Origin of the sequence: Parendozoicomonas verongulae (genome assembly GCF_009711465.1) — a bacterium.
GTDB lineage: Bacteria > Pseudomonadota > Gammaproteobacteria > Pseudomonadales > Endozoicomonadaceae > Sansalvadorimonas > Sansalvadorimonas verongulae.
Map to the genome: position 1 here is coordinate 17,501 of NZ_SMME01000811.1, position 5,092 is coordinate 22,592.

Annotated in this window: 4 protein-coding genes; 2 read left to right on the forward strand and 2 right to left on the reverse strand. The window is 52.1% G+C overall.

The window, feature by feature from the left end:
- Positions 1 to 637: TniB family NTP-binding protein (locus E1189_RS09290; protein WP_196221348.1), on the forward strand; the 637-nt coding region annotated here is incomplete at its 5' end.
- A gap of 11 nt (positions 638 to 648) precedes the next feature.
- Here E1189_RS09290 and E1189_RS09295 read toward each other — a convergent pair.
- Entirely contained in the window at positions 649 to 1,806 is a 1,158-nt protein-coding gene (locus E1189_RS09295) for an anhydro-N-acetylmuramic acid kinase (RefSeq protein ID WP_155159796.1), read from the reverse strand.
- Positions 1,790 to 3,238 (reverse strand): OapA family protein, encoded by a 1,449-nt coding sequence (locus E1189_RS09300; protein WP_155159797.1) that lies wholly within the window; start codon positions 3,236 to 3,238, stop codon positions 1,790 to 1,792. Before E1189_RS09300 ends, E1189_RS09295 begins: the two co-directional genes overlap by 17 nt.
- Positions 3,239 to 3,489: 251 nt before the next feature.
- On the opposite strand from E1189_RS09300, the gene tyrS reads away from it, so the two are divergent.
- The gene (gene tyrS / locus E1189_RS09305; RefSeq protein WP_155159798.1) at positions 3,490 to 4,794 is read left to right on the forward strand and encodes a tyrosine--tRNA ligase; all 1,305 of its coding nucleotides are present in this window, start codon (positions 3,490 to 3,492) and stop codon (positions 4,792 to 4,794) included.
- The last annotated feature ends 298 nt before the right edge of the window (positions 4,795 to 5,092 follow it).

Genomic DNA, 5,092 nt, shown 5'->3' on the forward strand with positions numbered 1-5,092 from the left:
TCTGGTGACTGTAACGCTGGATGGGGCAACCATTGATGACATGGTAGGAACACCTTTTGAGAGTTTTGATGGGAAAGCTGGGCGACTCCTTGATGCCATTATTTCCAGCACCGCATCAAGCCGCGACCTGAACCATCACAATCAGATTCTTATGATCGATGAGTTTGATCGGCTTATGATATCGGGGGACAAACAGTCCGAAGAGGTGTTGAGCTTTTTGTTGAAGCTACTTGATCCTAACAGCCGCTATTTTTACAGCCCTTACCTGAAAACAGATATCAGGCTGCCGGATACAATCATTCTGGCCGGCAACTCAAATCTTCAGGAGCTCAGCGACAGGCACCCGCAGCTTCAAGCCATGGTATCTCGTTTGAGTATTGTTCACTTTGATGGGTTTGATCGGGAAGCCAAGCGAGCCATTGCTTATGAATCCATTATTCCCAAGGTTGAAGCTGGCTTTCGCAGCATAGGTGTTGGCTACGGTGATTTTTCTCTGGGAGAGGAAGGGCGACAGAGTGTGGAAGCGTTTCTCCAGTCTGATACAGATCCCGGCCTTCGCAGTCTGGAAAAGTATGTGCACGGTTTAGCTGAAGCTCAGTTGCAGAAGCTGTATCTCCAGAATGGGATACAGCCTTAGCAGCTTGAATGTCAGGCTGGGTAGATGCCACCAAGAATGCGTCGCCCTGAAGCGTTGGTCACGGCTGGCAGGTTTCCGGGCAAACCATGGAGGGTTTGCCGCGCCAGCCATGCAAAGGCCGTGGCTTCTACCCACTGGTGAGAAAGGCCGAGAGTATCGGTTGTAGCAACGTGATAGCCTTCCAGATTTTCTGAGAGCCTGCGGATCAACGTGGTGTTCCGTGCTCCACCGCCACAGATATACACTTCCCGGCAATCGGGAGCCTGCTCGCGAATAGCATTAGCCAGTGAGCGTGCCGTCAGTTCAACCAGTGTGGCCTGCACATCTTCAGCAGAGAGCTGTTCTTCCAGATGGGACAAGCTGTGCCACAGCCAGGAGTGGTGAAAGTATTCCCGTCCTGTGCTCTTGGGTGGCTTGCGGGCAAAGAAGGTATCCGCCAGCAGTAACTCCAGTAACTCTTCCGAAACCTGACCTGTAGCAGCCCAGCGGCCATTCTTGTCGTACCGACGACCGCTGTGGCGATAGCACCAGTCATCCATCAGAGTATTACCGGGGCCAGTATCAAAGCCAATGACATCCTGACCCGGCGAAGCGGGCAGAACGGTAATGTTGGCGATACCGCCGATGTTGGCAATGATTCGTGTGCGGGTCGAATGACGGAAAATCGCCTCATGGAAAGCAGGCACAAGAGGAGCACCCTCACCTCCGGCAGCCATATCTCTGCGGCGAAAATCAGCAACGGTTGTGATACCGGTTTGCTCGGCGATCAGGCTTGGGTTGCCGATCTGCAGGGTATTACCCATTTTGGGAAGATGACGAATGGTCTGGCCGTGGCTGCCAATGGCGCGCACAGCGCTGGCGGGAATATTGGCCAGTTGCAGCAGATTCTTAATAGCTTCAGCTGCAAGAATAGCTACAGCCAGATCGGCCTGACTCATGGCCTCAATTTCATTCTCACTGGGCTGGCAGAGGGTTTGTAGCTGGGTGCGCAGTTTTGTGGGCAGGGGAATGGACACCTGTTCCTGCAGCACCGGGAGCCCCGGTGCAAGATCAACCAGAACGGCATCCATGGCATCCATGCTGGTACCCGACATCAGACCGATATAGAGATCGGTCTGGTCGGAAAGTGTTGTGCTGTGCTTGTGCTGGGTGCTATTGAGTTGTGACATTGCTGTTTTCTTCGGCTGAAGCCAACAGCGTACCAGATTTTTGCTCCAGTTCGGCAAGCATAATCTGTGTCTGACGTTTGAATGCGCTCATTTCTGCTTTGGCCAGTGGCGTGGCGTCCGGCAGTTTCACGGTGAGGGGGTTGCGGTGAGTGCCGTTGATGCGGAATTCGTAATGCAGGTGAGGGCCTGTTGCCCAGCCGGTCATGCCTACATAACCGATGGTTTGCCCCTGTTTCACTCGCACACCCTTACGAATGCCTTTGGCGATGCGGCTCTGGTGGGCATATACAGTGACGATGTTATTGGGATGCTGAATGTAAACCACATTGCCGTAGCCCTTCTGGCGACCCGCCAGCTTGATGATACCATCACCGGAAGCCTTGATGGGCGTGCCCGTTGGTGCCGCATAGTCAACGCCGCGGTGCGGACGTTTGGTTTTGAACAGCGGGTGAACGCGGTTCAGATTAAAGCGGGAGCTGATGCGAGTGAATTCTACCGGTGTGCGAATAAACGACTTGCGCATACTTTTTCCGTCCGGAGTGTAGTAGTCGCTGTTACCTTTGGAATCGGTGTAGTAAATCGCTTTGTGTGTTGTACCACGGTTGGTAAACGTTGCCGCAAGGATATTGCCGTAACCAATCTTTTCGCCATCAAGGTACTTTTCTTCAAACACCAGGTTGAAGGTGTCGCCGTCACGAATCCCCTGTACAAAGTCGATATCCCAAGCAAAAATGTTGGCCAGTCGCATAGTCATGTTATCGCTCAGGCCAGCTTTGGCGCCTGCATGAAACAGGGAGTTGCGAATAGTAGCTGTAGAGTGGGCAAGGCGAATTTCCGGGGTGCGTACAACTTCCTCAGAAATAAATCCGTTATCCGTACGGGTGAACTCAATGCTCTCCAGACGGTTGCGCACATACTTCAATCCCTGCAGTTCACCATTCACCCGGCCAAAGACAATAGCCTGCCCCGGGCGAATATCGGCAAGGGTGTTGCCGTGCTCACTGGTACGCAGGATTCGTTGCAGGGTGCCTGCACTCAAACGCTCGCGGGAGAAAATCGCAGAAAGGGTATCACCAGCACGCACCTTGGTGCGCTCCCAGGCGATCACGGGGTGATGCAGGTTGGTATCGGTGTAGTCTTTGCCTGATGTCTGAGCTGGTTTCCCGGCAACATCCGGAACAATGGCATTCGGGGCGACACTGGAATCAGGAACTTCACCCGCGGAGCTGAGGATTTTCTCTGCATCCTTAAGGGATGCAGTGTCGGCATCACTCAGACTTGAGGGGATCTCTGTTCGCTTTGCCTGAGCATCTTTTCCGGGGATAAACACCAGAGACAGTGCGATGCAGGACGACGCGGCAGCAAGAACCAGCGCGTGGCGTGTGGGGAAGTTTTTAGCTGCTGTCTGCAGCGCACGTAGTAATATATTCATGCCCGAAATAGCGTTGCTATATAAGCGATTTTCTTCAAATAAAGATACAGTATAAAGCTTTCTTTATCGCGGAAATACCCATTGGTTGCCAGATAACTGTGCGGTTTCAGCCAGGGAGGAGAGAGGCGTCTGGGTGATGTCAGGAGGTTGTCTTTTTTCTATCATCCGGTATGTTTGCCTGTTCTTACTGGTACTCACACGCTCACAGACGCAGGATCGCGTACTGTGAGCCTATAACAGGTAGTTTAATTATGTCGGGCGGTCAAAAACCGTTACTGGAAGATCTGCAACAGCGTGGCCTGATCAATCAGGTAACTGCAGAGGACGAACTGGTTTCTCATATCTCCGAAGGTTCTCGCACGCTTTATTGTGGCTTTGACCCGACTGCAGACAGCCTGCACCTCGGCCACCTCGTGCCGCTGCTTGTGCTCAAGCGCTTCCAGCAGGCTGGCCACAAGCCGATAGCTCTGGTTGGTGGTGCTACCGGCTTGATTGGTGACCCAAGTTTTAAGGCTGCCGAACGTCAACTGAACACCCCGGATGTTGTTGCAAACTGGGTTGATAAGATCAAGGGTCAGGTGAGCCAATTTATTGACTTCGATTGCGGTGAGAACTCCGCCATCGTCGCTAACAATCTGGACTGGACGGGCAACATGAATGTGATCGACTTCCTGCGGGATGTCGGTAAGCACTTCTCTGTGAACCAGATGATCAAGAAGGAATCTGTTCAGCAGCGTATCAACCGTGAAGATCAGGGTATCTCTTTCACTGAGTTCTCTTACGCGCTGCTGCAGGGTTACGACTTTGCTGAACTGAACCGTCTGTACGACTGCACCCTGCAGGTAGGTGGCTCCGATCAGTGGGGCAACATTGTGGGTGGTATTGATCTGGCTCGTCGTCAGAACAAGGCGCAAACCTTTGGCCTGACCGTGCCTCTGATCACTAAGGCAGACGGCACCAAGTTTGGTAAAACAGAAGGTGGTGCGGTTTGGCTGGATCCTAAGAGAACGTCCCAGTACGCCTTCTACCAGTTCTGGCTGAATACTGCTGACGCAGACGTGTATCGCTTTCTTAATTTCTTTACCTTCCTGGATGTGGAGGAGATTGAAGCGATTGAAAAGGCAGATGCAGAACGTCAAGGTCGTCCTGAAGCGCAATCCATCCTGGCTCGCGAAGCGACTCGCCTTGTTCACGGTGAAGAAGGTCTGACATCTGCCATGCGCATTACCGAAGCACTGTTCTCTGGCGACCTGAACGAGCTGAGTGAAAGTGAGCTGGAGCAGTTGAGCATGGACGGCCTGCCTTGCACTAAGTTTGTGGAAGCTGACTTGGAAGGTAAATCCCTTAATCAGTTCCTGACAGAAAGCGGCTTGGCTCAGGGTAAGCAGATTAAGGATGCGCTGGGTCGTAAAGGTCTGCTGATCAATGGTGAGGCCAAGTCTCTGGAAGACAATATGAAGCTGGCTGAATCCTTCTCTGCAGATAAAGCGATGTATGCTCGTTTCTTCCTCGTGAAAATGGGCAAGAAAAAGCACCAGCTTTTTGAGCGTACTTAATCGCTCGCCCTGAAAAACAAAACACCGGCGCTTGCCGGTGTTTTTGTATGCTTCATTTCTCTACCTTTATATAGACGTCAAAGTTCTACTTTCTTTTCTCGATCTGTTGACAAGTGGATTCAGATTCGTAGAATGCGCTCCTCGTTGATCGGCGCCGAAGCGGAACGGGAAACAAATTGAACTTCACTGAATCAATGCGATGAAGTGAAATGGTTTGTTTTTAACAGCTTCGAAAAACACTGGTTGACACCGACGGTCTCCTCGGTAGAATGGCGGCCTCGCTTGAACAGCTACTCAG

Coding starts and splice junctions, on each gene's coding strand:
- tyrS (WP_155159798.1), top strand. CDS start 3,490: ATGTCGGGCGGTCAAAAACCGTTACTGGAAGATCTGCAACAGCGTGGC.
- E1189_RS09300 (WP_155159797.1), bottom strand. CDS start 3,238: ATGAATATATTACTACGTGCGCTGCAGACAGCAGCTAAAAACTTCCCC.
- E1189_RS09295 (WP_155159796.1), bottom strand. CDS start 1,806: ATGTCACAACTCAATAGCACCCAGCACAAGCACAGCACAACACTTTCC.